Below are 23,068 nucleotides of genomic sequence, written 5' to 3'. Positions count from 1 at the left end.
GGGCAACCCGACACGGTTCTCGCACCGGCAGTAGTCACACAGTCCGTCGTCGCTACGCAACACGCCATCACGGGCGTGGACGGGTCGTTGGTCGGTGGTGGGGCGCTCGACGAAGCACGACACGCACCGCCACCCGGCGACCGGGGTCATGGCGGTGGCGAAGTCGTCGAGACCGTTGCCCTGGAACACGAACCCCTCGCGTCGGTCGGCGCGGGAGCGCAGCCCGGTCCGTTCGGCGGCCCAGGCGTGGGAGTGTTCGGGGGACTTGGTCGATTCACCGGCCAGGGCGCGGTCGTGGTCGCGTTGATCGGCGACGTGCACGCAGTACTGGTGATCCCACATCGCCTCAGCCAAGTCAGCGGGCAGGGGCGCCCGTTCACCGGGGCGACGCGGTGTCCACCCTCGCGGCGCACCGGCGGTGAGAGTGACTCCGCGCGCGATCAACTCAGCCCACCGTTGACGCAAGCGGGCTTGCTCGACGACTTCGGTGTCGACGAACAAGCTCTCCTGCACATACGCGGCGACCTCGACCGGTTCCGGCTCCGCGGGGCGCCGCTTGCCCCGCGCGAGGACACGGGCCCGGATCTGCTCGGGGTCCAGGCGGGCGGCATCGATGCGGCGGGAGGCGGGCATGGCCAGCCGTGGCAGCGGGTTGCGCCAGGTCCGGATCGATTGGCGGGGCATCTCGGCGGCGGCGAGCTGGACCTGGAACGCCGCGAACTCTTCGGCCACGGTGGTGCCGTTCGTTCTGGCGCGGGTCTCGATGAGCTGAGCCAGGGCGTGGTTGTCGTGGGAGTGCAGGCCGGGGTCGGTGTCGGGGACCAACCGCACCAACCGTTCGCGTTCGGTTTCGTCACCGGCGGCCCAGCGGGCCCGCAGACGCAGCAGCGCCGACTCACGCGGGTAGAGGGTGAAGCATTCGACCATGAAATCCAGGACGTCCCAGTCGGCATCGGTCGCCAAGTCCAGCGCCGGACGGAACATCGCGATCGCGGCTTTGCGATCGATGGTGAAAGCAAGCTCGATCGCCGAGATCGCATCCAGGAACGACCGCGTATCCGGCACCGCCACCGATGCTTCGGTGCCGGGTTCGCCGGATGGCGGCTCGGCGCCGACGATATCGGAAGCAGACAGAGTGAGATCGTGCACGTCGAACCCGGGCTCGACACTGTATGTGGAGAGGGTGATCGTGGGGGAGACGGTGGGTGCGTGAACGGACACAGCTGTTCTCCTGACTGTGGACGGCGAGATGGTTCGGCACCTGGGCGCGCTGGAACTGCCACGCTTTTCGCGAAATAGGGGTGCCGGGCTGGGGTGGGCCCAGCCGAGGGCTGTTCACCAGGACAGCGGGCGACACGACGGCGGGAACGCGCCATCTGCGTGCGGGGGCGAATTCCCCGCGCGCACAACCCCGACCGCCGGCTGGGGCTGGGACGGGCGCGGGGGATTCGTTTCCGCCGGGCGCGGGCCCGACGGCGTGGCGCACGATGGCCTGGTAGCCCTCGAGCGGCTGGGCCCACCCCAGCACGGTGCCCCGACCCACCACCTACCCACCCACTGGCCAGCTGAAAGGTCCCGGGACAACGTCTGCGCCGGACGCTGGGAGAGTGGGGTGGGTGCTCAGAGGTAGATGCCGGTGATGCTGATCCGGTCGTTGGGGCAGGACGTCGATGATCGCCGACGGTGCGGTGCGGTCGCAGGAACGGTAGGCGACCGTGCGGCGAGTCAGGTGGTACGTGACCGTCGCTGAGTAGTAGTCGACGAGCGAGAGAACGAATCCTGGCCTCTCGATGGTGATACAGCCACCGGGGCCGGTGTCGCGGCTGCGCACGGCCGGCTGAGCGGGGGCGAGCCTGCCAAAAGAATTTCGATCCATCGATGCGATTCAGGAGCCTCCGACTGTGACGATATGTCCGAGGCCACCAGTGACACCGCGGCCCGGCTCGCCAGTCCCATACCGGACACGATTCACACCCCTGACCAGTTGCGTATCGACCTCGACGCGAATTCTCCGGCGCTGATCGTGGGCCATCTGGCGTTAGGGGAAGGGCCAGCGCTTCCCCCCCCCCCGGAAATGCTCGTGCCCGCCTTCGGCATTGGGAACGACCCGGGCCAGAACGATGAGCATCAGCTACTCGCTCTGTCGAACGCGTCAAGAACGGGATCATCGTCGTCGGCGCCGAGGGCACCTTGTCACTAGCGCGCGTCGGCCTGACCCGCGGCCAATATGGTGAAGCTGATGGGCAAGGCGGTGTTGCGCTGGAGGGAAGCCGAAGCTGGTGTCGGCTTCGAGTTCGAATACGGCGCGGTTCTCACCGTCTCGGGCTGGGTCAGGTTCGCGGCCATCCCGGAATCGGCCTTGGCACTACCCGACCCGTTCTGTGTCGGGCTGGTTTCTGCGATCTGCCAGGTCATTGAGTGTGCGAACGAAACTTTCCCTGTCGGGCAGTTCGCTCAGACTGTAGGTGGCGAGGATCTCGACGGGATGGTCGTTTTCCCACTCCGAGATTCGGTCGTGGAATCGGCCCTCCGCAGGCGCAGTACGGGTGATGGGAGCGCCGTAGTAGATCTCCAGAACGTTCTGGTCCAGATCGAACAAGTATCCCCATTGGCACCAGATCGAGGTACCCGGCCAATTGGGAAGGTGCCAAACACAGCCGTCGGCCAGGAGCTGCGACGGACACACCTGGTTGATGTCGTAGGGCTGGAAGGAGTCGGGCCAGCCCCGCTTCCGGTGCACGTCCGCCTCGGAGGCCGGTGTCGAGTCGATGATCAAGTCCTCGGCTGTCTCGTCATCGAGATGTACCAGTGCCGCGGCAGATGCTCGCACCCGTGACCAGTCGTGCACCGCCCGCGCGAATTCGACAACACTGACGCCCAGACATTCCGGGTAGCTGTCCCACCGAGTCCCGACGATGGTTTCCCGACCGTCAGCCACAAATCCGACAAAACCTCTCGTACTCATTGTTTTCACACGCTCCCCACTGTGGTTGGAATCTTCACGCGCCGATCGAAGACCGAGATGACGTGAGCTGATGTGGCCAGGCCGGTGCGTTCAGATCGGTGGCTCCCCCACCCCGCCCACGCTCACACCGGCCAAGACTGGTTCGGACCACTCCTCGCCGCCCGCCGCGCGCGCCGGTGTGGAGGTAGACCACGGGCCAGCTGAATTCGGGATGGACGGGGTAGTGGCGGAGTCGGGCAGGCGGGCCGCTGGGGTCGTGTTGGCGGTGCCGAACCCGTTGCCGTTGTTCGCGCTGCGCCCGGTGCGTGAGACGGTGGCGCGGGCGAACCGCAAGCTCGGCCCGACTTCGTCGACCTCGAGCTCGAACACCGTGCGTTTGTCCCCGTCGCGGGTTTGGTAGCTGCGTTGCTTGAGCCGCCCGGCGACGATGACGCGTGCGCCCCTGGTCAGCGACTCGGCCACGTTCTCCGCGGCCTCGCGCCAGATGTTGCAGCGCAAGAACAACGCTTCCCCGTCACGCCACTGATTGGTGGTGCGGTCGAACACCCGCGAGGTCGAGGCGACGGTGAAATGCGCGACCGCATCACCTGCGGGGATAAAAGTCAGGTTGACATCGGAGGTGAGATTCCCGATGACTGTGATGACCGTTTCTCCAGCCATGATGTGCTCCTTCGTTCAAAGTTGGGGGTGTTCACCGCGGTGGTCAGCGGTCGGCCGGTCCGGGTGGGTTGTTCAGTCCTGCGCGAGGCGGCCGAGTCTGTGACTGATCCGACCGGCTCGCGACAACCCGGCATCGATGGCACGGGCTTGGCGGTAGGTCAGGGGGATGGCGATCGTCGGGGCGACGATCGTGGCGAGGGTGGGGTCGGTCGGGTTGTCGATGTGGATGGTGAGGTGGTTGTCGCCGGGTGCGCCGAAGCTGACTTCGAGTCCGGCGTCGCAGTGGGTCCACGCGAGCTGCATCGGGAACAACCCGGAACTGCCGTAGTGGCGGCGCATGATCCGTTGCCACAGAATCGAACTCAGCGGCGCCTTGCGCCGCACGAAGTAGAAGCGATACTGCGTACCGCAGACGACTTCGCAAACGGGTGAACATCACGAACCTCATTCCAGTCAGGGCCTGAAAAGGCTGTCGTCGAACGCGAGAGATGCCGACATGGCGAGGAGAGGGTGGGCCGGATATACAGGTGGATCCGGGGATGAGCGACGGCTAGATGACGGTCGGGTGGTAGATCTCGGTGATGGCGTCGGGCGCCTGTAGCAGGTGCGCGCGAACACCAGCGGGTATCGGGGCCGAATCCTCCTCGCCCGGTGCCCAGTGGTGGGGTGCGAGCACGAGCCGGCTGCGGGGTCGGTGAAACCAGACCGGCACGAGACTGCCGTGGAACTTCGTGCGCGAAGCCTCAGATGCTTGCAGCAATTCGTCGGGGCTCGCCACCGGGACCGAAAGACCTTGATAGGACAGGACCAACGCGACAGGCCGGTAGGGGGTGCCGGTGCAGTGGTGGATATCGATGTCGGGAAACGGGGTGACCACCGCGCCCGCCGGGATGTGGTGGCGGATGAGCACGTGGCCGACGATCACCAGGTCGATGCGGAGCCTGGTGCGGGTGGTCAAGTCATCGAAGTTGTTCGGCATCGGGCTCCAGGGTGTATGCGGGCGCGATAGTCGGACCGCGCTGATCGGTCAGGTCGCATGCGTCCGGTAGGTGCCGCAGGATTTCGCCCAGGGTGACCGAGATCAGCTGGGGCTTACCGCACACACGGTGACCGGCGACCAATGTGGCACCGTCGAGATCGATCGCTTCCGCTGCCAACCAGTCGATCTCGCCGCTGTCGGTACGCGGCACCGTGACCGGCAACCAGGCCTCGACCAGTCCGGCGACGGACTGCCACGCGCGGTGGGTGAGGATCCGTGTGTAGCTGGCGGAGTCGAACGTGCCGCGCGAACCTTCGACGTGCAGGCAGTAGTCGTACACGGCAGCGTTGCAGGGGCCGTCGATCCAACGAACAGACACCGACCTGTCACCGGTCGGCATCACGGTGAACGCGGCGGCGGGCCAGCGGCGCCGCAGCGCCGCGGCGAGCAGTTGGGTGTTGGCGTCGGCATCGCCCGGTTCGACAGGGATGATCCGGTACCACGTGTAAAAGCTGCCCGCCCATGAGTGGGTGAGTGGGATTGGACTCGGGCCCGATCCCAGAACTCGAGTATTTCCATGCTCGTATCGGCGTTCTTGTGATCGGCGAGGATTTCCTCGAGTTCGGCGTGCGCGTCGTGGACGGACACGTCGGCGACGACGATCGTGCGCGCATGTTCGTCCAGGATGTGGAATCGGTCATCGATGTGTAGTCGGGGCATCGGCTGGTCCTTGTCGATGTCGCCGGGTGCTCGGGGCTGGCCCGGATGCGGTGAAGGTTGTGAAGAGCGACCGGGTCCTGACCGCTGCGGGTCAGGTGATGTCGATTCCGAGGTCGGCCGCAATCACTACTGCGGCCTCGGCGAGTGCCCGGATCTGTTGGGGTGGCAAGCGCTCGTCGAGCGCGGTTGCCAACAGCACCGCGATGGGGTGGGTCGGGTCGGCATCGAGGGCTGTGGCAAGGGCGGTCCTGGCGAGCGCGGTGTGGTCGTGGTGGTAGGCGCTGTAGGCGAACAAGGTGACGGCCTCGGCGCGGTCGTGACCGTGGGTCGCCGCCGCGATCTGGAGCCACAGTGCCTCCGCCGCTCCGTGGTACTCGCTGCGGGCGAGACCGTACATGATGTCGCGGATGGTTCGGTCGCGCAGCAGCGCGACGGCCCAGGCAAGATTCTGTGCGCCGACAGGTTCTTCTTGCGCGGTGCTGATCTGAAACAGCAGCCACACGGTGCGCTCACGTTGCAGATCGAGGACGCGGTCGGGAGAGCGTGCGGCAGCGCGCTCGTCGCGGTCGCGGGCAACGGCGTCAGTGAGGTGGGAGCGAACCACGTCGACCAGGTCGGGGTTCGGGGCGTCGGGAATGCTGCGGAGCTGCCGTACCGGCGATGCCTGATCGGTTGCCACAGAATCGAACTCGCAACGCCGACGATCTCGGAACCGGGTAAACATCACGGGCCTCATTCCGGTTGGGTAGTGAATGGGCTTCTGTCGAAGCGTGGGGGGTGGGGCGGTCCGAATCGATTCCGTGGATTCGGACCGCCGCTGCCCTCACGCGGCGTGCGCGAGCTGCTCCTCTTCCGGGGTGTCGTGGTCGACGGCCGAGCGCTCGTCCACGGCGGGGACGGTCGTGGAGTCCTGGTCGAGGGGGATGGTGCGGTAATCGAGATCGCCGGCGGCGGCCAGTTCGACGTCGACGAGCCGGAACTGTTCGTTCCGGTCGCTGGCACGTCCCCGGCTGGCCAGGTGTTCACCGATGTCGGCGAGGAAATGCAGGTAGGCGGAGACGGTGTTGGCCTGCCAGGAGTGGTGGCGCCAGCAGTCCTTGTCGAGGGTTGATTCGTGGGCGGCGAGCACGAGTCCGAGGGTGATCACCCACGCCCTGCCCGCCACGGCTGATGCTGCGGTGTCGGTGAGACCGGTGCTGTTGTTCGCGTTGAACAGAGTCAATGCCAGTGTCCGGGCGCGGGTTCCGCCGAGCAGGGTGGTGTCGCGAGCCAGTGAGGTCGCGACGAGCTCGGCGCTGCCCGGCGGTGGGGTCCGCAACGTGAGCACCCGTGCCAGGAATTCCAGTCGCCGCTTCTTCGCGGCGGCGCCGCGCTTGTTCAACTCGATCACCCGGCGCCGCTCCTCACGTTTGCGGGCGCTTTCCGCTGCCGCCTGTTCGGCAGCGACCCGAGCAAGATCACCACCAGCGCCCTCACCGCCACCCTCGCCGTCTTCGGGACGGTCACCGCTGGTGTCGGGGTCTCGGCGGTGCAGCCCGGCGGTGTCGAGCTGGTTGACGGGCCGGTAGTAGCTCGGCATCCACACGTCCCGGTACTCCAGCCCGGCGGCGCTGCGCAGCCCGTCGGCGGGTTCGGTATCGGGGAGGTCGGCGTCGAAATCGACGGTGTCGGGGTCGATGACCTCCCCGGTGGTGGGGTCGAACAGTTCGGCGTTCTCGATCAGGTCCATCGCCACCGCCCACCGTCCTGGTTCGGCGTCGATCGCCTCAGGGGTGACCGGTTTGGTGTTGGTGTCGACGAGGTCGTCGACAGGAACGTAGGTGTCGAGGTCGACCTCGACGGATTCCACGTGCAGGATCGGGTGCCCGGCCGCGGCATAGGGCAGGGCCGCGGTGAGCCGGTCGCGGCGTCGGGCACGGTCGGCGGCGATCATCTCGGCGTGGTAGTCGAAGTTCGACCGCACCGATGACAGCTTCTCCACCGCGGCGTGGTCGCCGAGTTGTTCGTATCCGGCGATCACCTCGAGTTGATCGAGGCTGAACTGACTGGTGTCCAACAGGTTTCGGGCGGTGCTCGATCGGCCGATCTTTCCGGCCTTGCGGATCTGTGCGGTGTCGGTTTGCAGGCCCTCGGCGATGCGGGTGGCGGTGGCACCGAGGTCGAGCATGTAGGCCACCCCGGCCGCGCGCGCCGAATCGGTCAACTCGATGCGCCGGTCGTTGAGATTGATCTGATCCAACGCCCGATCGATCAACCGTTCCGGATCATCGATCGCCCGGTCGGTGGTCTCGACGTAGACCGGCACCTTCGCAAGTCCGAGGGTTCGGGCGATCAACGCGCGGACCTGTCCGTCGACGACTACGACGTGTCCGTCGGGGCCGCGTTGGGCCAGGATCGGATCGCGCACCCCGAACCGTCGGATCGACTCGACCTCTTTCGGGTGGGCGCCGAGATCGATCTGGTCTTCGGGACGCACGTTGTGGCCGATCACCAGATCAGCCGGGTCCATGCTCACCGCCTCGGCGGCCGCGGGCAGCGGCGCGAGCACGGCGACGGGTTGGTCGGTGCCCGGCGTGGGATCGTGCTCCAGGTCAGCCGAAGTGTCGGGGTCGATGGTGGTCGTGGACACGGAAACTCCTTGCGGTAGAAGACGACAGCGGCGCGACCACCAGCTGATGCCAGGGGAGCGCGCCGTGAAAGGTGAACGGGGGTCAGCGGGTGGTGCGGGTGCGGCGGGCGACGTTGAGCGGATGTAGCCGCAATGCCCCGGTCTGGTCGGGGCGGTAGGTCCAGTACCGGCCCCGCCAACCCCGGCGGGGCCGCTCACGCCAGGACTCGATGACCGGGTTGTCGGGGAGTGCGGTGACGGGTCCGGCGGTGCCGAGGTGCTCGCGTCCGGCGAACTCGGTCCGTGAGATCGATTCCACGGGGGGCACGTCGATCGCGGGTGGGGTTGTGCTCATTCGGGGCTCCTGTTCGGTCGAGGTGGTGATCGGGTGGTGTGCGCGGCGCGGTGGCCGACGACCACCCTGTTCGGGGTTACGCTGGATGTTTGCTGGTGTCGGGTTGTGTGGAAGGGGTGTGGTGATGGCGAGGAGCCGGTGAGTGGGTTACCGCGGTACGCGCCGATGCTGGCCGCCGCGGGTGCGTTGCCAGTCGATGGGGACCGGTGGGCGTTCGAGCTCAAGCACGACGGGATCCTTCTCTGAACTTGGCAACTCGAGTGGCCAGTTAAGCCACATCGGCGGGGACACAGTGGTCGAGGAAGCCATGCTCTCCGTGGCGCCGTATCAGCGCCAGGCAAACCACAGCCTGCGCGACGTCGCCGTCCGGCTGGTCATCCCCAAGGGCAAGAAGAACGCCCAACACCCTTCACCGGTCGCCGCGATGCGGTCACTGCGCGATCATGACCAGCAGACCGCGCCTTCGCGCACGATGCTGTCGGTGGGCCTGACTAACCTGCCGGTCGTGACCTTGCTGATTTCGATGTTCACCCATGACGAGATCACCGTTGTTATGGACACATTCGCGACCAACTCGCCCCTCGGGGCGCACTCCACCAAGTGGCGGGCACCAGCAGGCGCAAAGTTCATCGTCGCCGGCACCGGCCTCGCGGATATCGTCGAGCCGTGGCTGGCCGCGATCACCGCCGACCCGAATCGATCGGTGGCCGCGGTGATCGCCGAGGCCGAGCGGATACTGCCCAAGCGGTGGCGTCGATTGGCTGAGCAGGTCGGGCAGGAACAGCTCGCCCCGACCACCGCGTGGACGTACTTCTTCGACTCCACCGGGCGTGCCACCCGGGTCTCGGTGTCGTCCCGGTCGAACTTCGCCTGCGAGACCATGACGCAGCAGGGAACTCTGATCAGGCCTGAGGTGCCCGTCGGTCAGTTCAGATCGTTCGACGGCTCCGACGCCGAGTTTCTCCGGTTGGCCAGACATGTCGCGCGCTACTGCACCGAACAGCCCGAACTGGTCGACGATGTCGCCGTCGGTGGAGAAGCGGTGATGATCCGGCTGCCAGCTTCTGGCGCGGCGGTGACCAGGCGGTTGGGCCGCCTGGGCTGACCGATCTCATGCGAGCACGGCCGGAGGTCTGATCGCTTTGTTCGTATTCAGATCGCGCCTCTCAACGCCCCGGTTGCCGGTAGTGCGGGGATATCACGACGCGGGAATGGGTCCGGCGAATCGCAACGTCACCTCGTAGCGAAGGGGACTGTCACTATGGGCAACTCGCTCAGCGATATCAGCAGACTTCGCTCGCGTGCCGGGTTGGGTTGGACTGGGTTTACGAGATTCGCCTGGTCGGCTCGGGTCGGGCCGGGTACGGCTGAAGGTTGCGCCGAGCGGGAGAAGCAGGCAGATGTAGACGGCCGTCGTGGACTTCGGCGATCTGGTCGACGACGGCCAGGTGTGAGCGGTCGTGGGTGACCAGGACGGTAGCGGTGGCCTGCTGGTGGGTGAGGCGGGTGATCAGCTCGATCACAGCGGCACCGCGTTCGTGGTCGAGGGCGCTGGTGGGCTCGTCGACCAAGAGAACAGTGGGGTTGTTCATGAGGGCGCGGGCGATGTTGACACGCTGGCGCTGTCCGCCGGACAGCTGATGAGGCCGCCGATCGGCGTAGTCGGCCAGACCGACCGCGTCGAGCAACTCTATGGCCTGGTATTTGGCGGTGCGCGGTTTGCGGCCGTCGATTGTGGCCATGACCTGGAGCTGTTCGGCGGCGGTGAGGGAGGCGAGCAGATTGGGCTGCTGGAAGACGATGCCGATCTTGTGGCGGCGCAGTTCGGTGAGTTCTGCGCGGGTCATGCCGGTGGTTGTCTGACCATCGATGGTTACGGTGCCTGCATCGGGGGTGATGAGGGTGGCGGCAACCGCGAGGAGACTGGACTTGCCGGAGCCGGAGGGGCCGGCGACTGCGGTCAAGGTGCCGTTGGGCACCTCGAGGGTGACCTGGTCCAGGGCGGTGAGGCGGTTTTCGCCGTCGGGGTAGGTGAGGGTGATGTCGGTCAGGTTCAGGCTCATCGGGCGCTCCCCAAGGCGGTCAGTGGGTCGACGGAGGTGATGCGGAGGATGGAAAGGGCGGCGCCGAGTGCGCCGAGCGCGATCATCACGGCGGCCGGGATCAGGACGGTGGCAGGGGTGAGCACGAACGGCACGGTCGAGCCGGCCACGAGTGCGCCCAGTGCAGCGGCGATGCCGGTGCCGATCAGGGTGCCGCCGGTCAGCAGGACAACGGCTTGGCCGAGGGCGTCTTCGAGTAGATCGGCGGTGGAGGCGCCCAGCGCTTTGAGGACGGCGACATCGCCGCTGCGCTGGATGGTCCAGACGGTGAAGAAGGCGCCGATGACAAGGGCGGAGATGGCGAAGAGCAACCCCCGCATGAGCTGCAGGGAGCCGTTTTCGGAGGTATAGGAGCCGATCGCGGACAGGGAGTCGTCCCTGGAAACCGTTTCGGTTCCGGCGGCCTCATCGGCGGCACCGAGGTCGGCGCCGGAGGTGGTGTTCAAAGCGATGACGGTGGCGGTCGGCCCGTCGGTATGGCCTGCGGGGGGCGCGGTGCTGCGCCAGATGCCGAGAGTGGTCCAGATGACCGGGGTGTGGCTGAAGAAGGCGTCCCCGCTCACCGCGGCGACGGTCATCTTCTGTCCGGCCAGGGTGAAGGTGTCACCCGTTGTCACACCGAGGTCGTCGGCGGCGGTGATAGATAGGACCGCCGCCTGGTCGTCGAGCTTGTTGGACTCGGGGGCGAGCGCGGAACCTGGCTGCACGCCGAAGGCCGAGACCCCTGTGCTCTTGTTACCGGCGCTCGCCTTGGTGGTGGTGATGCCGAGTGGTTCGGCACTGTTCACGCCGGGTGTGTCGGCCCACTGCTGCCACTGCTTTTCGGTGACGGTGGAGTTGGCGTACGACAGTTGCGCGCCCTCACCGGGCGCGGCGAAGGCGATCTTGTCCGCGGGTAGACCGGTAATCGCGGAGATGTTCTGCTGACCCAGACCGGCGGTCAACCCGGAGAGCAGCCCGACCAGCAGGGTGATCAACACGATGACGGTACCCATCAGGGCGAAGCGCCCCTTGGCGAATTTCAAATCTCTCCAGGCAACGAACACGGCTCTGGCCTGCCTTTTCATGGAATGTGACGGGTGTAGCGGGATGACTCCACTCTCGCCGTCAGACCCCCGCCTCGGCATCTGGCCGAGGACAGCACTTACCGCACCGAAAGGCGGCACGCCGGTTGTAACTTTCGGTAGAGGCCGGGTCGGGGGCTTCTCCATAAGCTGGAAGGACTGTGAACACCACTGCCCCCGCCCTGACTCCAACCACCCGCGCGCTGGCCTGGTGCGTGCATGTGCTGATCGTCGCTCTTCTCGCGCTGGCTGTCGGCCGGGCCGTCGCCGATCACCGCCCACAGGCTGGGCTGATCATCATCACGGCGGCGTTGTGCGCCGTGGTCTACGCGGCCGGTCCTGTGCTCCCGTGCGTGCGCCGCTCACAGCGCGCCGCCGCAGTGTGGCTGACCGCGGTGGGCGCCTGCTGGCTGGTGCTGCTCGCCCTGTCCGCCGAGGGGGTGTGGCTGGCGTTCCCGCTGTACTTCCTTCAGCTTCATCTGTTGTCCCGCCGGGCCGGACTGGCCGCTGTGACGGTCACCGCCGCGGCGGCCGTCACCGGCTTCGCCGTACACAAGAATTCGTTCAGCCTCACCATGGCGATCGGACCGATCCTCGGCGCCGCCGTGGCGGTCGCGGTGGTGTGGGGATATCAGGCGCTGTATCGGGAGAGCGAGCAGCGCAGGCGCCTTATCGAAGAGCTCACCGCCACTCGCGCCGATCTGGCCACAGCACAGCACGCCGCCGGGGTGCTGGCCGAACGTGAACGCTTGGCCCGCGAAATCCACGACACCCTCGCTCAGGGACTGTCCAGCATCCAACTGCTGTTGCGTGCTGCCGAACGCGCATTACCGGTGCGACCGGAGAACGCCGCCCGCTACGTCGATCAGGCACGGCAGGCTGCCGTGGACAACCTCGCCGAGGCCCGTCGTTTCGTCGCCGCGCTCGCACCGCCCGCACTGGAAGGCACCACCCTCGCCGATGCCCTGGAGCGCTTGAGCGCCACAACCAGCACCCGCCACCACATCACCGTGCGCTTCCACCTCACCGGCGAGCCCGTTCCACTTGCCACCGCGCACGAGGTCGCGCTGCTGCGGGTCGCCCAATCGGCGCTGGCCAACACCGTCCGCCACGCCGAAGCCACAACCGCCGATGTCACCTTGAGCTACCTCGACGACCGCGTCGCCGTGGACATCGTCGACGACGGAGGTGGCTTCGACCCCCACCAGGTTCCCGCCCCCGACCCGACGACAGGCGGGTTCGGGCTGGCCGCCATGCGCGCCCGGGCGCACGCCCTCGGCGGCACACTGACCGTCGAATCCACCCCTGGACACGGCACCGCCCTGGCCGTCCAGCTCCCCCTGAGCCCCCCTTCCGAGACCAAGGCGCGCCCATGACCGACAGCCACCCCATCCGCCTGCTCCTGGCCGACGACCATCCCGTCGTGCGGGCAGGGCTGCGCGCCGTACTGGAAACCGAAGACGGCATCACCGTGGTGGCCGAAGCCGCCACCGCCGAGGACGCCGTCATCCGGGCCGCGCAAGGCGACATAGACGTCGTCCTCATGGACCTTCAGTTCGGCAAGGGCATGAACGGCGCCGAGGCCACCGCCGTCATCTCCGCCCGCCCCGGCGCACCTCGTGTACTGATCGTCACCACCTACGACACCGACGCCGACACCCTCCCCGCCATCGAGGCCGGCGCGACCGGCTACCTCCTCAAAGACGCCCCACCGGAGGACCTGGCCGCCGCCGTCCGCACAGCCGCCACCGGCCGCACCACCCTCGCACCGGCCGTCGCCGACCGGCTGATGAACCGGCTGCGCACACCGGGAACTGCCCTGACCCGGCGCGAGACCGAAGTCCTCACCCTCGTCGCCGACGGCCTGTCCAACCATGCCATCGGCGACCGGCTCCACCTGACCGAAGGCACAGTCAAATCCCACTTGGCCCGTATCTATACAAAGCTCGATGTCGACTCGCGCACCGCCGCCGTCGCCACCGCCACCACACTCGGCCTCATACGCCGCTGATCCGAGGGCGTGCGAGCGCTCGAAGCCCCGAAGCGCCGAGTATCGAGCCGTTCCAGCGTCCCGTGACGATTGGCTGTGTGGTTAGGGCGGTGAATTCGGACGTCGTCTATCGGCGAAACCTGACGTCCTCTAGGAGCGTTGAGATCCGTCGGCATCGGCGAAATCTGACGCCACCTAGGCGCATGTCTCGCTCGCTCAGCGCGTCAATGGCTCCACTTACGCCGATTCCGCGAGGTACACCCCAGAGCTGGGTCGGCTGCCCTGCGCTGTGAGCGCGATAATCCGGTCGCGGCCGGTCCACGAAGTCGCTGGCCTCGGTGATCACGAGCGATCAGTGCCTGTTCTGCGGCATCGTGGCCGGCGACCTCCCAGGTGTGAAGGTAGCCGAAGACGAAACAACCTTCGCGTTCATGGACATTCACCCAGCTTCGGATGGCCACCTGTTGGTAGTTCCGAAGCGGCACAGCAGGGATCTCCTCGACATCCCCACCGAAGATCTGGCCGCCGTGACCCTTGCCGCGCAGCGGATCGCGAAGGTAGCTATCAAAGAACTCGGTGCCGATGGGGTGAACCTACTCAACTGCTGTGGTGCCGATGCCTGGCAGACGGTTTCCACTTTCACCTGCATGTTGTCCCCAGCTACGTCGACAAGGCCAAGGACAGCCCGACCCTGCCATGGCAGCCTGGCGTCCCCGCCGACATCGACACTGTGAATATCTGGGGTGAGCGGCTTCGCATCGCATTGACATGACGCATTGATCTGTGAACGACCAACGCGACCCCCGATGAGCATCACGTAGTGCCGCACGGACCTGTCGTCGACGCCGGATGTCAAGCACTGCCGCGACGTCAGGTTTCGCCGATACGCCATTTTGGACGGTCCGCCCGACCTCAGAATTCACCGATGAACGACGTCACGGTTCACCGATGTAGCCACAACTGGCTTGTCCCTGGTGCGCAGGACACGCAGGTCTGTGCGACAGCCGATCAGTCGGTAGGCGGGTCCTCGAAATGATCTCTGCGGCGTAGGCGCTGCCTTGGACACCGCGAGGGCGGTCCACCGCGCAGCGCGAGAGCGAACGGACATCCCCGCATCCAGTGAATTTCCGCATGTGGACGACGTTGAAATTCGCCGTCACGGACGAGTGGTTCACGGCACGGACATTCGCGCAGAGCAGCGCCAGACTTCTACCGGCGCAAATCAGCTATTGCGCTCCACGAACGCTCGGATCGCCCGGGCGAGCTGCTCGGGCTGTTCGACATTGGGCGAGTGGCCGGCACCCTCGATCACCTCGACCTCGGCGCCGGCCGCCGCGTAGCGCGCGAGCGTGGTAGCGCAGTCATACATCTGGTCCGACCGGCCGTGTACGGCCAAGGTGGGCAGACCGATGTCGCGCACTTGGACGTCGAGCGGTCGGTGCGCCAACCGTTTCTTGCGTTCGACGAGGACCGTATGGGCAGCGGCCGCTGCCATCGCCCGATGGTCGTTGAACATTCGGTTCGCATCGAGCCCAGCATCGATGACGAACCCGGGAGCGAACGCGATACGACCGAAATACTCGGTCGCCGCAGGCCACGCCAGTCTGTGCATCACGTCGCCGACCAATGGCAGCGTGAGCAGTGCTTGCCCCACGGGGAAATTCGCGTAGCTGTAGTCGGGAGCCTGCCCGACCAGCACGATTCGAGATACGCGGGGGCCCTGCTCGGCCACCGACAGCACGACATCGCAGCCGAAGGAGTGCCCGAGCGCTGTCACGTCGGTGACGTCGAGCCGATCGAGGACCGCCGCCACGACGGAGCCCTGAGCCGGTCCGTCCGGAGCTCGGTCGCCGCCGGTGCAGCCGTAACCCACGAGGTCGACGCGGATGACCCGATAACGATCGGTCAGTAGTGGGGTGAGCTTGTCGAACCAGTGCATCGACGCGTCGAAGCCGTGGACGAGAAGCAGCGGCGTGCCGTGCGCGGGGCCGTCCTCGCGGACGTGGATCGTGTTGGTGCCGACGTCGAGCATCGTGCCTATCTGTGCACGTCGGCGTGAACGTGGCGGCGTCGATCTGCGGGTTTTCGCGTGCGGCGAGCCGCCCTCGGTTATCGGTGTCGGAGTCATCTTTTCGCCCGCTTCTGTTGTTTGTCGACGTGGGCGAACACCGCTCACAAGCTACCGACCTGCGACTGCGCTGCGTCCACGACCACGACGCCACGGTTCTGGACGGATAGTCTGCTCATTCGTGCTCTACCGCTGGGCGCGCCCGCTGCGCCTCCAGCTCAGAGACTTGCCATTCAGAAGCAATCCACGCTGCCGCCAGCTTCCGCGAATCCGCCGGTTCGCCGGGATTGAGCCCGGTGATCTCGGTGATGCGCCGCAACCGATAGCTAACGCTGTTGGGATGCAGCGTCAACGACTCGGCAACTCGTTTGCGGTCGGTCCCGAATAGCAAATACGCCTGCAGCGTCTCCATGAGATATCCGTGATCGCGAAGTGGCGCCAGTATCGACGCGAGTCGGCATCGCGCTGGGCTCGGACGGGTGAGTTGGTAGTCGAGCGCGAGATCGTCGAGTGTGTAGGCGCCGGGAGGCTTACGCAGATACGTGACAACGCGGCACAGCTCGTGGATCATTTGCTGTGCGTCACGTAGATCGCCACGTGCAACATCATGCAACTCGACGAGGGCAATCGGCTGGTCGAAGTGATCGCACAGTCCGTGCGCGATGTCGGTGTACCGTGCGCGGTTGGTCGCGTGATCCGGTGCCGGTAGCAGGACCAGTCCCCCGTCGGCATCGAACACGTGTAGCGCGCCGTGCCCGAGCGGGTCGTTGTCCAAGTAGCACACCAAACGCGCCGACCATTGCGCCGACGCTTCGACTCGCTGACTCCGGCAGGTGTCGCTGACGGCGACCACGGCCACGAGATCGTATCTGTTATGGACGACGAGTTCGGCCCGGCTCGCCAACTCATCGAGCGGATCGCCGTACATGAGCGCATGGGCGAGTTCACGCCGAGCTCCCGGCATGCGTCGGCTGGATGGCTGTGGTGATGTCCTCGCCCTGCGACCGTGGACGTCTTCGAGGTAGTTCCGCATCAGGTGTGACATGGCGATGACATCGTCGCGATCTTGTTGTCGGGCCGGTCCGCCGATTGGTAGTCGCGCACGATCAGCGCGTTCGTGGGTCGAGTCTGGCCGGATTCATCACAATCGCTCGGCGAGTGCGAGGCCGGCGGCCCGACCGGAGAAGATGCACCCGCCCAGAAACGTCCCCTCCAGGGCGTTGTAACCATGGACTCCGCCGCCGCCGAAGCCCGCGACCTCGCCCGCGGCGTAGAGCCCCGGAAACGGGGTGCCGTCGGGTCGGATGACCTGGCTGTCCAGGTTGGTTTCCAAGCCGCCCAATGTCTTTCGGGTCAAGATGTTCAAGCGGACCGCGATCAGCGGCCCGTGCGCGGGATCGAGGATGCGGTGCGGTGCGGCGACACGGGTGATGCGATCCCCACGTGAGCGGCGAGCGTTGTGAATCGCCATCAATTGAATGTCTTTGCCGAACGGGTTGTCGAGCTCGCGGTCGCGCGCCACGATCTGCGCCTCGATGTCGGCGACATCCAGTTGTGGCCCGCGCCCGATCTTGTTCATCCCGGCGACGAGTTCGGCCAGGCTCGGCGCGACGACGAAGTCCTCGCCGTGCTGTTTGAACTTCTCGACGGGCCCCGGCGCGCCCTTGGACAGCCGACTGGCGAGCACCGCGCGTAGATCCTTGCCGGTGATGTCGGGATTCTGCTCCGACCCCGACAGCGCGAACTCTTTCTCGATGATGGTCTGGGTGAGGATGAACCAGGAGTAGTCGTAGCCGGTGGCCAGGATCTGCTTCATCGTGGCGAGGCTGTCGAAGCCGGGGAAGTGGGGTGCGGGCATCCGCTGCCCGACCGCGTCGAACCACAACGACGACGGTCCGGGAATGATCCGAATCGCGTGGTCGGGCCAGATCGGGTCCCAGTTGTGGATGCCCTCGGTGTAGGCCCACAGCCGGTCGCGGTTGACGATGTTCGCCCCGGCTTGCTCGCTGATGGCGAGCATCCGCCCATCGACGTGCGCGGGCACGCCGGAGATCAGATGCTGTGGTGCGGGGCCGAGTCGGGCAGTCGGCCAATTCTCGCGGATCAGAGTGTGGTTGTGTCCGATTCCGCCGGAGGTGACGATCACCGCCGCCGCCCGGTGTTCGAACTCGGCGATCGTGGTGCGCGACGACGCGATTCCGCGGTCGAGGTCGGTGTCCTCGAGCACGCTGCCGCGGACGCCGGTGCAGCTGCCGTTCTCGATGATCAGCTCGTCGACGCGGTGGCGAAACGCGAACCGCACCAACCCGGCGGTCTCGGCGCGCTCGACAGGTTCGGCGAAGACTCGCACCACCTCCGGGCCGGTGCCCCAGGTGAGGTGAAACCGTGGCACCGAATTGCCGTGGCCCGCAGCCGAACCCGATCCGCGTTCGGCCCAGCCGACGAACGGTAGGACGCGCAGGCCGAGGTCGCGCAGGTACTGCCGCTTTTCGGTGGTAGCGAACCGAACATAGGCCTGCGCCCATCGACGTGGCCACCGGTCCTCGCTGTCGAGGCGGTCGAACGCCGCCGATCCCAACCAGTCCTGCAGCGCCAGATCGTAAGAGTCCTTGATACCCATACGCTTCTGCTCGGGACTGTCAACGAAGAACAGGCCACCCAGCGACCAAAATGCCTGTCCGCCAAGGTTTTTACGGTTCTCCTGGTCGATCACGAGCACTCGCCGCCCGGCTTTGGTCAGCTCGTGGGTAGCCACCAGACCGGCCAATCCTGCCCCGACCACGACAACATCGGGTTCGAAGGTAGCGCTCATCAGGACAGGTCCTCTCTCGGTGGCACAACGCGGGTCGTGAAGTGCGCCACGACAGCTTTGAACAGCATGGCCCGCCGGGCGCGGGCGGCTTCGGCGTCGTCTTCGATCAGGCACTGGACCTGTGTTCCGTCGTGTACTGCGACCAGAGCCGGTCCCAGTGCCGCGCGGTCGGTGACCTCGAGCCCGAGTTGGGCCAGCAATCGGTCCAGCAGCGGCATCAGCGTGTCGAGGATCGCTGTTTCACGCGCGGCTATCACGCGTTTGAGCGAGGGATTGCGCAGTGCGTGCGCGGTGAACTCGGAGCTGACCCGGTACCACCGATCGTCGATGGGCACCATCGCCAACACGTATTCGACGACGTCGTCCAGTGATCCCAGCCGCGGCTGCTCGCCAGGGGAGAGCAGCGCCCCGACGTCGCCCAACATCTGTGTCGAACGTTGCTCCCACATCGCGAGGAACAGTTCCTCCATGGACGAGAAATTCGAATAGAAGGCTCCTCGCGTGAATCCTGCACGCTCGCACACATGCTCGACGCTGCTGTTTCCGAAACCGCGCTCGGCGAATACTTCCAGCGCCGCGTCGAGGAGTCGCTGACGGGTCACGCCACGTCGGCGCTTCACCGGATTGGTCGCATCGGCCATAGGTCGAGCCTAGCCGAATTTGGATTCAGTTTCGTACTCAGTACGCTACTGTATTGAACTGAGACGCAGATCACCGATTCCGACGACAGGAGCAGTGCGGTGGCACCAGGGCGAAAGATGCGAGTAGCCCGCTCACTACTTGATCCCGCCCCCGCCCACCGACACGCGGCAGGGATAGCAGACACGATGCTGGATCAATTTCCGCAGCTCGCCGCGACCACAGAAGCGAGCGCGCTGCAGTGCGCATTCCTCGGCACGTCCAGCGTGGTGCTGCGCGATCATCGCACCACGCTGCTCACCGACGGATTCATCAGCAGGCCACGCTTGGGCCGGGTGGCACTCGGCGGCGCACTGCACCCGGATCGACCCGCCATCGCGGCCACCCTCGACGGGCTCGGCCTGACCGAAGCGGCGTCGATAGTGGTAACCCATTCCCACTACGACCACGCGCTCGACGCACCGACCGTCGCCACCATCCTCGACGCTGAAATGATCGGCTCGCACTCCACCCGCGAGATCGCGCGAGGACATGACTTCGACCTGCGCCGCTACCGGCTGGCCAGAGCTGAAAAGCCCCGTAGCTACGGCGATTTCACCATCTCCATCCGAGACAGCGAACACAGTCCCGGTGACCGGTGCCCGGGGGAGATATCCGGGCCGCTCACCCCACCCGCCCGGGCTCGCCAGTTCCGCACGGGCGAAACGTATTCGGTGCACTTCGCCCACCCGGCCGGAAATGTGATCGTGCACGGCAGCGCGGGCTACCGCCCGGATTGCCTCGCTGGGCTGCACGCGGACGTGATCTTCCTCGGTGTCGGCGCACTGGGTCGCCAGGATGGCGCGTTTCGCCGGCGCTACTGGGACGAAACCGTCGTCGCCGTCGGAACCCGCCGCGTGATACCGGTGCACTGGGACCGATTCTGGCGTCCGCTGACCGAACCGATGCGACCGATGCCCCGGCTGTTCGACAACTTCCGATCCACCGTCCGGTTCTTGCGCGATCGCGCCGAGAAAGATGGCGTCGAGATCGCCATGGCACCAGCGACGACGTGGTGCGATCCGTTCGCACCGCTGCGGTGATCGTTTCCCTCTCAATGTGTACACCGTGCACTGAATCCACAGACGAAAGACCCCAGGGGCGCGACGCCGGACAGTTCCTGCAAGCCAGGAAGTCACCCAGCCCCGGACTGCGTCGCCTGCCTCTCACAGAACGACGCACAGCAAGACCTCCTGTTCGACGCCACCACGCATTCGCCCACCACCCCAACGACGGAGCCCCCCGGATGTCGATCTCCCTGCACACAGCCCCACCCTCGAGTACGAGCAGCTCACATACCTCGTCGGCGCAGCCTGCCCCGGGACCAGAAGGCGCCGAGCGCACTCGAGCAAGGATGACGGCGGGGGCGGTCGCGGCCGTCGCGGCCTTGCTGTGCGGAGTCCAGACACCACCGGCGAACGCCGCCCCGGAAGACTTCTACAACGCGCCCGCCGATCTGACCGCCACCGCCCCGGGAGATGTGCTTCGCACCGAACCACTGCCGTTGGCGCTGTCGATTCCCAGCACCGATGGGGCGTTCCCGGGTCGCGCGACCCGGATCCTGTACCGCAGCAACGACACCCACGGCAACCCGATCGCAGTCAGCGGCTTGTTCCTCGATCCCACCACTGCCTGGACCGGGCCCGGCGAGCGGCCGCTGATCACCCTGGCCGTAGGCACCCAGGGCCAAGGCGACGCGTGCGCGCCATCGAAAACAGCCGGACCGCTGCTGGGCTACACCCCACCGCTCGGGCTCACCGCCGGCTACGAAATGCCCGCAATCGAACTGCTCGCCGCCCGCGGGTTCGCGGTCGTAGTCACCGACTACCACGGCCTGGGCACCCCCGGAGTGCACGACTGGCTCAACCGTGAAGCCACCGCACACGCGGTTCTCGACGCCGCGCGCGCGGCCAAGAATCTGACCCCCACCACGCTCACCTCCACCGCACCCGTTGGGATCTGGGGATACTCCCAAGGCGGTGGCGCCGCCGCAGCCGCCGCCGAACTACAACCGCGCTACGCCCCCGAACTGGACGTACGCGGTACCTTCGCCGGCGCGCCGCCCGCAGACCCGCTGCGGCTGCTCAGCGCACTGGACGCGACTATCGACAAGGGATACATCGCCTGGGCACTCAACGGCCTCGCCGCAGACTATCCGCAGGCCGGACCCGAGATCCGGAACATCCTGAGCCCGGCCGGGCAGACCTGGCTGCAAGAATCAGCAACCCAGTGCTACGCCGAAAACATCGCCCGATACGGACCGCTCGACTCACGCGTCTGGACACGCACCGGCGAGACGATATCGTCCGCCATCACCCGCAATCCGGTCCTGCGTGAGCTGCTTGCTCAACAAAACATCGGTGCTCTCGCTCCGAACGCGCCTGTATTGATGGTCTCCAACGCCGCCGACGACATCGTGCCGCACCCGTCGGTTGAGCAGCTCGCTACCGACTGGTGCGCCAAAGGTGTCGTCGTCCAGCTCGACGGTGTCGCCGAGGTACCGGCGATCCTGCCCGGAACCAGCGCCGTCCACTTGCTGACCTACCCCCTGGCCATCGCCCGCGGTCTGGACTGGATGACCCAACGACTCACCGACGTCCCCGCACCGAACACCTGCACCCGCTGAGCGGGTAACCGGACGACTGGGCACGGTGTCGCACCGGCCGTTCGCGTGTCGGCGTCCTTGACGGGGTGAAGTAGCCCGTCAAGAAACCGGCTCCCGTTTACGAGTCGGGACCTCAAGTACCCGGTTCGCAGGACCTTGCGGATGATCTGTTCGACCTCGTCGGGCAGCCGGGCACCCCCACGACCGCCGGATACGGTACGGCCGACGAGCACGGGACACGCCGATGATCGCCAGTCCCGTTCAACTGCAACCCAATCCGCAGGTCAGCACTGAACAGCACTCCGATAGTCGACAGCAACTGCGTAGGACCATGATCTCGGTGGGCGACAGTCGGGGCACAGCCCGTGGAAGCGGGGGTGCCGCAGGGACACTCCGGGGATCTCGCGGTACGCCACTGGTGCGCGTGTGTTCGGAGGCTCAGCTCGGTGGGACGACTTGCTGGCGCTTGGCGTCGATGTGGCGCAGTGTTTGTTGCAGGGCGTCGACCTCACCGAGCCACTGCCGGTCCTGAGCCTGACTCATCCGCGCCCGGGCGTTGGTCGCCATGTCGTCGAGCCGCGGTAGCTGTGCCGGGTCCAATCGCAGGAATGGGCATCGCACACAGGCATGCTCGTGGATACACGGGGTGCCGAACGGCCGGAAACAATCGCCGAGTTCGACCCGCCGCAGCAGGAAATGCTGCTCGAACTCACCCCACTCCGCAGCGGTCGCGTCGCGGTACTCGATCGATTCGCGAAGGGCGCGGCGGTGGGCGATGAACTGCTGATGGTGAGCGATAACAGTTTCGGGGAACACTGCGGTGTAGCCGCGGGTGGTGTCGAGATCCAGGTGTCCCAGCAATGAGGCGACGATGTGCAGAGGCAACCCTGACCCGACCGCCTCGGTGGTGAACAGGCGCCGGAAGTCGTGTGGTGTGAAGGTGATCGGGGTGCCGTTGTCACTGATTCCCGCAGCGTGGGCGGTGGTGTTCAGGATCGTACGGACGTAGTGAGTCGACAACACTTCGTGGCGGGGACCGACAGGCCGCGCGAACAGGTGGGGTAGTGGTTCGCCGTGCACCTTCTCGTGATGGTCGTAGCGCACCGACATCGGAATCCGATCCCGACCGGCCTTTGCTCGTCGTTGGATCTCGACCATGACCGCGACCAGTTCCGGGCTCATCGGGACGAGGCGTTCGATGTCGGTCTTGGACGGAGCGATGTGCAGCAGTGGCACCAGCGTGCCGGTAGTCGGTGGGGTGTAGTGCCGAATCGAGAGCTGGGTGAGCTCGAGAACTTCCTCGATCCGGGCGCCGGTCAGCCGGAGCGTCTCGATGACCGCCCAGGCCCAGAAGCAGTCTCGTTCCAGCTGAGTCAGGTCGATCACGCCCGATTTGTGGGCCAATTCAGCCGGCCCGGCGGCCCAGATCCGCGCCCGCATGTTGCGAGTGGCGTTCAGCGGC

22 protein-coding genes and 1 pseudogene are annotated in these 23,068 nt (G+C 66.4%); 7 read left to right on the top strand and 16 right to left on the bottom strand.

The window, feature by feature from the left end:
• From NI2_RS32015 to NI2_RS31985, 6 genes are all read right to left on the bottom strand, one after another.
• Positions 1-1,221 (bottom strand): hypothetical protein (locus NI2_RS32015; RefSeq protein ID WP_157104710.1); only part of this gene is annotated, 1,221 nt, incomplete at its 3' end.
• Positions 1,222-2,365: 1,144 nt separating this feature from the next.
• Positions 2,366-2,938, bottom strand: a complete 573-nt coding sequence (locus NI2_RS32005) for a hypothetical protein (RefSeq protein ID WP_067498895.1) — start codon at positions 2,936-2,938, stop codon at positions 2,366-2,368.
• Between the two features lie 117 nt (positions 2,939-3,055).
• The gene (locus tag NI2_RS32000; protein ID WP_067498892.1) at positions 3,056-3,625 is read right to left on the bottom strand and encodes a single-stranded DNA-binding protein; all 570 of its coding nucleotides are present in this window, start codon (positions 3,623-3,625) and stop codon (positions 3,056-3,058) included.
• A 72-nt stretch (positions 3,626-3,697) separates the two neighbouring features.
• Entirely contained in the window at positions 3,698-4,009 is a 312-nt protein-coding gene (locus tag NI2_RS31995; RefSeq protein ID WP_067498889.1) for a hypothetical protein, read from the bottom strand.
• Between the two features lie 166 nt (positions 4,010-4,175).
• Positions 4,176-4,604 (bottom strand): hypothetical protein, encoded by a 429-nt coding sequence (locus tag NI2_RS31990; RefSeq protein WP_133734305.1) that lies wholly within the window; start codon positions 4,602-4,604, stop codon positions 4,176-4,178.
• A complete protein-coding gene (locus NI2_RS31985) occupies positions 4,585-4,983 on the bottom strand; it encodes a hypothetical protein (protein ID WP_133734306.1) in 399 nt (132 codons plus the stop codon). The genes NI2_RS31990 and NI2_RS31985 overlap by 20 nt, the downstream gene beginning before the upstream one ends.
• Positions 4,984-5,138: 155 nt before the next feature.
• Between NI2_RS31985 and NI2_RS34275 the strand changes: the two genes are divergently transcribed.
• Positions 5,139-5,315: a hypothetical protein gene (locus NI2_RS34275; protein ID WP_157104708.1), complete on the top strand. Its 177-nt coding sequence runs from the start codon at positions 5,139-5,141 to the stop codon at positions 5,313-5,315.
• A gap of 100 nt (positions 5,316-5,415) precedes the next feature.
• Here NI2_RS34275 and NI2_RS31980 read toward each other — a convergent pair whose 3' ends face one another.
• The 3 genes from NI2_RS31980 to NI2_RS31970 all read right to left on the bottom strand — a co-directional run bounded on the left by NI2_RS31980 (position 5,416) and on the right by NI2_RS31970 (position 8,287).
• Entirely contained in the window at positions 5,416-6,003 is a 588-nt protein-coding gene (locus NI2_RS31980; RefSeq protein ID WP_067498883.1) for a DUF4192 family protein, read from the bottom strand.
• Positions 6,004-6,147: 144 nt separating this feature from the next.
• Complete coding sequence (locus tag NI2_RS31975; protein WP_067498882.1) at positions 6,148-7,953, bottom strand: ParB/RepB/Spo0J family partition protein; 1,806 nt, start codon at positions 7,951-7,953, stop codon at positions 6,148-6,150.
• An 82-nt stretch (positions 7,954-8,035) separates the two neighbouring features.
• Positions 8,036-8,287, bottom strand: a complete 252-nt coding sequence (locus NI2_RS31970) for a hypothetical protein (RefSeq protein WP_067498880.1) — start codon at positions 8,285-8,287, stop codon at positions 8,036-8,038.
• A gap of 292 nt (positions 8,288-8,579) precedes the next feature.
• On the opposite strand from NI2_RS31970, the gene NI2_RS31960 reads away from it, so the two are divergent.
• Entirely contained in the window at positions 8,580-9,392 is an 813-nt protein-coding gene (locus NI2_RS31960) for a hypothetical protein (protein WP_067498875.1), read from the top strand.
• Positions 9,393-9,612: 220 nt separating this feature from the next.
• Here NI2_RS31960 and NI2_RS31955 read toward each other — a convergent pair whose 3' ends face one another.
• Both NI2_RS31955 and NI2_RS31950 read right to left on the bottom strand, forming a co-directional pair.
• Positions 9,613-10,350, bottom strand: coding sequence for an ABC transporter ATP-binding protein (locus tag NI2_RS31955; RefSeq protein WP_067498873.1), 738 nt, complete (start codon positions 10,348-10,350; stop codon positions 9,613-9,615).
• Positions 10,347-11,414 carry an ABC transporter permease gene (locus tag NI2_RS31950; RefSeq protein ID WP_243750159.1) on the bottom strand — a complete coding sequence of 356 codons (1,068 nt, stop codon included), beginning with the start codon at positions 11,412-11,414 and terminating at the stop codon, positions 10,347-10,349. Before NI2_RS31950 ends, NI2_RS31955 begins: the two co-directional genes overlap by 4 nt.
• 200 nt (positions 11,415-11,614) lie before the next feature.
• Here NI2_RS31950 and NI2_RS31945 point away from each other — a divergent pair, with 200 nt between their 5' ends.
• From NI2_RS31945 to NI2_RS31935, 3 genes and pseudogenes are all read left to right on the top strand, one after another.
• Complete coding sequence (locus tag NI2_RS31945) at positions 11,615-12,829, top strand: sensor histidine kinase (RefSeq protein ID WP_067498868.1); 1,215 nt, start codon at positions 11,615-11,617, stop codon at positions 12,827-12,829.
• Entirely contained in the window at positions 12,826-13,464 is a 639-nt protein-coding gene (locus NI2_RS31940) for a response regulator (protein WP_067498866.1), read from the top strand. Before NI2_RS31945 ends, NI2_RS31940 begins: the two co-directional genes overlap by 4 nt.
• Before the next feature lie 320 nt (positions 13,465-13,784).
• Positions 13,785-14,215: pseudogene (locus NI2_RS31935) on the top strand (HIT family protein).
• 450 nt (positions 14,216-14,665) lie between these two features.
• Here the strand turns inward: NI2_RS31935 and NI2_RS31930 are convergent.
• From NI2_RS31930 to NI2_RS31915, 4 genes are all read right to left on the bottom strand, one after another.
• Positions 14,666-15,475, bottom strand: coding sequence for an alpha/beta fold hydrolase (locus NI2_RS31930; RefSeq protein WP_067498864.1), 810 nt, complete (start codon positions 15,473-15,475; stop codon positions 14,666-14,668).
• 211 nt (positions 15,476-15,686) lie between these two features.
• Positions 15,687-16,439, bottom strand: coding sequence for a PucR family transcriptional regulator (locus NI2_RS31925; RefSeq protein WP_067498862.1), 753 nt, complete (start codon positions 16,437-16,439; stop codon positions 15,687-15,689).
• 213 nt (positions 16,440-16,652) lie between these two features.
• The gene (locus tag NI2_RS31920; RefSeq protein ID WP_067498858.1) at positions 16,653-18,323 is read right to left on the bottom strand and encodes an FAD-binding dehydrogenase; all 1,671 of its coding nucleotides are present in this window, start codon (positions 18,321-18,323) and stop codon (positions 16,653-16,655) included.
• Positions 18,323-18,964 carry a TetR/AcrR family transcriptional regulator gene (locus NI2_RS31915; RefSeq protein WP_067498856.1) on the bottom strand — a complete coding sequence of 214 codons (642 nt, stop codon included), beginning with the start codon at positions 18,962-18,964 and terminating at the stop codon, positions 18,323-18,325. The genes NI2_RS31920 and NI2_RS31915 overlap by 1 nt, the downstream gene beginning before the upstream one ends.
• A gap of 186 nt (positions 18,965-19,150) precedes the next feature.
• Here NI2_RS31915 and NI2_RS31910 point away from each other — a divergent pair, with 186 nt between their 5' ends.
• Positions 19,151-20,044 (top strand): MBL fold metallo-hydrolase, encoded by an 894-nt coding sequence (locus tag NI2_RS31910; protein WP_067498854.1) that lies wholly within the window; start codon positions 19,151-19,153, stop codon positions 20,042-20,044.
• Between the two features lie 311 nt (positions 20,045-20,355).
• Entirely contained in the window at positions 20,356-21,627 is a 1,272-nt protein-coding gene (locus NI2_RS31905; RefSeq protein WP_067498852.1) for a lipase family protein, read from the top strand.
• Positions 21,628-22,044: 417 nt separating this feature from the next.
• On the opposite strand, the gene NI2_RS31900 is transcribed toward NI2_RS31905, so the two are convergent.
• Positions 22,045-23,068 (bottom strand): tyrosine-type recombinase/integrase (locus NI2_RS31900; protein WP_157104707.1); only part of this gene is annotated, 1,024 nt, incomplete at its 5' end.

It is taken from the genome of Nocardia ignorata NBRC 108230, from assembly GCF_001612905.1.
GTDB lineage: Bacteria > Actinomycetota > Actinomycetes > Mycobacteriales > Mycobacteriaceae > Nocardia > Nocardia ignorata.
This window is presented reverse-complemented; position numbering and strand designations above follow the sequence as displayed.

Bases quoted from the DNA above. Each gene is read 5' to 3' on its own strand.
- NI2_RS31930 (WP_067498864.1), bottom strand. From the start codon at position 15,475: ATGCTCGACGTCGGCACCAACACGATCCACGTCCGCGAGGACGGCCCC.
- NI2_RS31915 (WP_067498856.1), bottom strand. From the start codon at position 18,964: ATGGCCGATGCGACCAATCCGGTGAAGCGCCGACGTGGCGTGACCCGT.
- NI2_RS31990 (WP_133734305.1), bottom strand. From the start codon at position 4,604: ATGCCGAACAACTTCGATGACTTGACCACCCGCACCAGGCTCCGCATC.
- NI2_RS31925 (WP_067498862.1), bottom strand. From the start codon at position 16,439: ATGTACGGCGATCCGCTCGATGAGTTGGCGAGCCGGGCCGAACTCGTC.
- NI2_RS31955 (WP_067498873.1), bottom strand. From the start codon at position 10,350: ATGAGCCTGAACCTGACCGACATCACCCTCACCTACCCCGACGGCGAA.
- NI2_RS31970 (WP_067498880.1), bottom strand. From the start codon at position 8,287: ATGAGCACAACCCCACCCGCGATCGACGTGCCCCCCGTGGAATCGATC.
- NI2_RS31910 (WP_067498854.1), top strand. From the start codon at position 19,151: ATGCTGGATCAATTTCCGCAGCTCGCCGCGACCACAGAAGCGAGCGCG.
- NI2_RS31940 (WP_067498866.1), top strand. From the start codon at position 12,826: ATGACCGACAGCCACCCCATCCGCCTGCTCCTGGCCGACGACCATCCC.
- NI2_RS31920 (WP_067498858.1), bottom strand. From the start codon at position 18,323: ATGAGCGCTACCTTCGAACCCGATGTTGTCGTGGTCGGGGCAGGATTG.
- NI2_RS31905 (WP_067498852.1), top strand. From the start codon at position 20,356: ATGACGGCGGGGGCGGTCGCGGCCGTCGCGGCCTTGCTGTGCGGAGTC.
- NI2_RS32000 (WP_067498892.1), bottom strand. From the start codon at position 3,625: ATGGCTGGAGAAACGGTCATCACAGTCATCGGGAATCTCACCTCCGAT.